The sequence below is a fragment of the Pleionea sediminis genome, from assembly GCF_007570825.1.
Lineage (GTDB): Bacteria > Pseudomonadota > Gammaproteobacteria > Enterobacterales > Kangiellaceae > Pleionea > Pleionea sediminis.
Genome location: NZ_SUNB01000026.1, coordinates 1 through 1,354, shown reverse-complemented (window position 1 = coordinate 1,354; position 1,354 = coordinate 1). Strand labels below are relative to the sequence as shown.

The following is a 1,354-nucleotide window of genomic DNA, read 5'->3' as shown; positions in this document are numbered from 1 at the left end:
GGGATTTCCTGCCGTCATTTCTGCACTGTCGATCAATCTGAATAATTCGATTGTGATGCCGCCCGATTTATCCGCGCCGGATGGCTTTGGTGAAATTCGTATTGCCGATCGGGACGTGACGGGCTCCTTTGATCCGGAAATGGTGCTCGCCTCTCAACATGATTTTATTAGCGATTGGAAGTCGGGTAGCAAGCGCGAGATTTTTACCGGAGCAATTGGTACAACACCTGGCAATATTTATGAAATGCATTTACCGGAAACCTATTACCAAGAACTCGCCGATGGTGATCGCGATGGCATTCGTACGCTGGATATTAGTTTTGGCACCGATGCCAATGACAATGAATTATCCATTTTATTTACGTAAGGAGTTTTTATGAGTTTATCGATTAATACCGGTTTGGTGGAAGAGTGGTTTGTTTTGCCTGGACAAGAAAACGAAGCGGATCCCGCTAAGTTTAAATTGAAACCACTCAACCAATTAAACTTTATGGAAGTGAGTGCGGACACGATTCGGTATCGAAATGGCAAATTAAAACCTTCGGGTGAAGCCTACGGTTTAGCGCTCGGTGCTGGGCTGGTTGGTTGGGATAATATTCTGGATCAGTCGGGACAACCCTTACCGTTTTCCATTGACAATCTTGCGTACATTCCAGCGCACGCGATGATGCAAGTTTTTGAACGAATTTATTCGATTTCGGATTTATCGGAGGACGATGAAAAAAACTCCTGATCGCAATTGAAGTGAATCGAAACAAAGAGAGCTTTAATTGCGAGACGTGTCAGTGGGGACGACATTGCGATGATCGCAATCCCGCACCAATCGAACAATGGATTGTCAAACGTGCTGGGAAAATCGTGGTGGAGTCAACCACCTGTTTGCTACCGATGGTCTCCAATCGCTCGGTGCAGTTTCTTAATCTATTCAACCATTACAAACATCATCATTTGTTGATCAGCGGCGGCATTGCTGAGCAACCGAATGTGTATTTAACCGCCATGCAAATCATTAATGGACAACTCAATGAGTCTACTCGCCAGTAACCAATACACCTTTGAAATTATCGGTAAAGACAAAACCGGAAAGGCGCTCGGTAAAGTCAAACGCAATCTTGATGGTGTGGTCGATAAATCCGGTAAAGCGGCGGCTGCACTGGCGGCAGGTTTTGCGGTTGGTGGTGCGGCGATTGTCCGTTCGACGCTGCAAGCGAACACGGAAATGTTACGCCTTGCCGATGGTTTGAATATGTCATCTGAAGCGATGAGTGAATGGAGTTACGCCGCCAGTACCGTGAACATTTCGTCGGATAAAATGGCCGACATTTTTAAAGACGTGAATGAAAAGATTGGTGAC

The 1,354-nt window shown here is 45.8% G+C and carries 4 protein-coding genes; all 4 read left to right on the top strand.

The window, feature by feature from the left end; all coding sequences use genetic code 11:
• A partial coding sequence (locus FAX86_RS22380; RefSeq protein WP_205859292.1) for a phage tail tube protein occupies positions 1–367 on the top strand: 367 nt, incomplete at its 5' end.
• Between the two features lie 9 nt (positions 368–376).
• Entirely contained in the window at positions 377–733 is a 357-nt protein-coding gene (locus FAX86_RS22090; protein ID WP_144395669.1) for a hypothetical protein, read from the top strand.
• Positions 734–744: 11 nt separating this feature from the next.
• Positions 745–1,044, top strand: coding sequence for a hypothetical protein (locus tag FAX86_RS22085; protein WP_144395668.1), 300 nt, complete (start codon positions 745–747; stop codon positions 1,042–1,044).
• Positions 1,025–1,354, top strand: a 330-nt coding sequence (locus FAX86_RS22080) for a hypothetical protein (RefSeq protein WP_205859291.1), incomplete at its 3' end; no start/stop codon positions are given. The genes FAX86_RS22085 and FAX86_RS22080, both read left to right, overlap by 20 nt.